The organism is Staphylococcus sp. HMSC65H10 (genome assembly GCF_001839185.1).
In the GTDB taxonomy this organism is placed as follows: domain Bacteria; phylum Bacillota; class Bacilli; order Staphylococcales; family Staphylococcaceae; genus Staphylococcus; species Staphylococcus simulans.
Genome location: NZ_KV840382.1, coordinates 1 through 3,020, shown reverse-complemented (window position 1 = coordinate 3,020; position 3,020 = coordinate 1). Strand labels below are relative to the sequence as shown.

The window sequence follows — 3,020 nt, the reverse complement described above, 5'->3', positions numbered from 1 at the left end:
CAAGTTGTTAATCATGCCGAGCGCACACAAAAAGCCCTCCTACTCGGTTTGAATAGGAGGGCTTTCCAACGCTGATATCTGTTTACATCGATACAAGACTATTTGATTTTCTTAACATAAATCGATTTTAAACCGATTTGACCGACACCTGGAATTTTACAATCGATGTCATGACCGTCTTCAGGATCTATTAGACGGATACCTTTAACTTTCGTACCTTGCTTAATCACAGATGAAGCACCTTTGATTTTCAAGTCCTTAATCACTGTCACAGTGTCACCGTCTTGTAATTCTTGACCATTGGCATCTCGTACTTTTAACGCTTCCTCAGCTTCTTCTACTGAATCTTGCGTCCATTCATGTCCGCACATCGGACAGACAAATAACGCACCATCTAAATACGTATATTCCGAACCACAGCTCGGGCAATTAGGTAATGTTTGTTCCATGTTCTCCTCCATGCTCTGTAATGACCCTCTAAATCTACCATATTTTCATAGAAAAAGATATATCAGCGATTAGAATTTAATTTTTTTGAATTGTTTTCTATATTCATGTCTAAGAAATATCTTTATATTTAAAACCAACAATGCCCAAAATAAATAGTATCGTTGCTATCACAAGCATAATTATAGTCGCAGACCAATCCATATCCGCAATCGGCAGACGTGGTACATGCCCAAACGGCGTCACTTTTTTCAACCATTGCTTTATATTTAATAATTGCCCTAGATATACGACTAAGAAAGAATAAGCTAAATAGGGATAGACAATTAAACTCCCTTTCTTAAACCAACCGATAATACAGACAGCCAACCCCGCAAAGACTAATATTGCTGGAATAAAAACTAACCCTGCAGTGAAGATTTTATTAAAAGCAATAGGTTTATCCATACTTGAGACAGCACCCATATACATTCCTAACGCAGCTAAACTAATCATCAAGACACTGTTGATCAATCCAATCCAAATAAAGCTCATTAAATAACGTATGCGATGTATGGGCAAAGCCAGTATACTTTCTGTATGGCTTAATCTGATTTCCTTTTGGATTTTAAAGATTGCCATTAAAACAGGTATCGTTGAAATCATGCCCATAATTGCCATCAATATCGGCACAAATTGTTCAGCATAGTTATTTCCTTTGCCAGTCAACATTCTTTGTAACAGCGGATTTTCTTTAAAGAAATTTTCTAAATCTCCAAATACCGAACCATACGATAAACCTAGCATCAACATACCTATAGCCCAAACGATTATTCCCGTACGCTGTAAATGAAGTTGTAGTCCTAAAGGTGATTTTAATAAAGATGATGCACGCGAATGCCCTTTAAACGTTGGCAATAACCCAGACTCCATATCACGGTGTCTATTCAATATCTCCGCAATAATTAATAATATGAGAGACATTCCAAATAACGCAGCAACCGGCCACCAATGATTATGACTATAAATATCAGCGCGTGTGATCCAACCAAGCGGAACAATGTAAGAAAGCCAAGAAGCCGACACATCGCCTATGGCACGGATTAAATACATTATCAATAACAAACTAATACTGATGCCTGTTGTCTGACTTTGTGTCGTGGTTAATTGCGCGACAAGTAATGTCAACATACTTATCATAAAACCTGATACCGCAATAAGCATGCCATATAGCCATGCACCTTCAACAGTAAAATGATCAATACCTGTAAACATCAAACCTATACTGATAGATATACCTAAAATGACATTAATGATTCCTTGTTGAATTATCGTACTCAAAATCAATGTCGCACGTCCTATCGGTAAAGCAGATAACATCGCTAAACGTCCCGCTTCTTCATCCCCTCTTGAATCTTTCGAAACAAATAAGATATTCATAATACTGACGAGAATCACAGTAAACATCAACATCTCATAGCTGAACATCGTCGCTATAGTCATTTGGTCTAAAGAGAATTTACCAAGCATCGCTTGCATCGCAGGATTCTTAAACATTTCAAACAGTGGTACTAATGCTTGTTTATCAGGATACAAATTCGCAAATGATTGTGGAATCATTAAGGTTAATGCGATTAATCCTACTAACCAAAAGATGATAGACCATTTATTCCGCTTCAAATAAAACAACATTATCTTAGAAAGTGTCAGTCGCTTTTGTGTCATCTTACTCACCTTCTTTTAGCTGCTCGCCATAGTGTCGTAAGAATAAATCTTCTAAAGTCATCGGTTGGCTTTCTAACTTTTTAATGTTGAAGCGACTTAAATATTGAATCACTGTACTGGTTTGATCAGTATCCACTTGAAATTGATACGTTTCATCTTGTTTGGTTACATCATGTACACCTGGTTGCGCTTCTAAATGTGTTAGTATCTCTTGTGTCATGACGGTAAAGCGCATACGTGTTAAATGACGCATTTCATCTAATGTGCCTGTTTCTATTAATTCACCTTTACGTATAATTCCTACACGGTCACATAGTTGTTCTACTTCAGAAAGAATATGGCTTGATAATAGTACTGTTTTTCCACGCTCACGGCACGCTTTTACGTGATGCTGGAAGACACGTTCCATTAAAGGGTCTAAACCAGACGTTGGTTCATCAAAAATATACAAATCTACTTCCATACTTAGTGCGGCAATCAAAGCAACTTTTTGTCGATTCCCTTTAGAATACGCACTGCATTTCTTGTGAATATCCAACTCAAAATCTCGAATTAACATTTGTTTACGTTCATGGTTCACTGACTTTTGTAAACTTAATAAGAACTCAATAACTTCTTCTCCAGTTAAATTCGGCCACAAATTCACATCACCTGGGACATACGCAATGCGTTCATGTATGGCTACTGCTTCTTTAAACGCATCCTTACCAAATAACGTAACACTCCCGGAACTTGGTTTTAATTGGCCTAACATCGTCTTAATTGTCGTTGATTTACCTGAACCGTTCGGACCAATAAAGCCGAAGATTTCTCCTTCTTCAACCCTCATATTTAATGGCTCTTTGTCAAATTCGGTTGATATATAAAAA

Annotated in this window: 3 protein-coding genes; all 3 read right to left on the bottom strand. The window is 37.2% G+C overall.

Annotated elements, in window-relative coordinates:
• Positions 1–98: 98 nt before the first annotated feature.
• Positions 99–449: a zinc ribbon domain-containing protein YjdM gene (locus tag HMPREF3270_RS10090; RefSeq protein ID WP_070867252.1), complete on the bottom strand. Its 351-nt coding sequence runs from the start codon at positions 447–449 to the stop codon at positions 99–101.
• Positions 450–558: 109 nt separating this feature from the next.
• Positions 559–2,151 (bottom strand): ABC transporter permease, encoded by a 1,593-nt coding sequence (locus tag HMPREF3270_RS10085; protein WP_070849003.1) that lies wholly within the window; start codon positions 2,149–2,151, stop codon positions 559–561.
• A 1-nt stretch (position 2,152) separates the two neighbouring features.
• Positions 2,153–3,020: ABC transporter ATP-binding protein (locus HMPREF3270_RS10080; RefSeq protein WP_371106804.1), on the bottom strand; the 868-nt coding region annotated here is incomplete at its 5' end.

Excerpts from the sequence above, each read along its gene's own strand:
- HMPREF3270_RS10085 (WP_070849003.1), bottom strand. The coding sequence starts at position 2,151 with ATGACACAAAAGCGACTGACACTTTCTAAGATAATGTTGTTTTATTTG.
- HMPREF3270_RS10090 (WP_070867252.1), bottom strand. The coding sequence starts at position 449 with ATGGAACAAACATTACCTAATTGCCCGAGCTGTGGTTCGGAATATACG.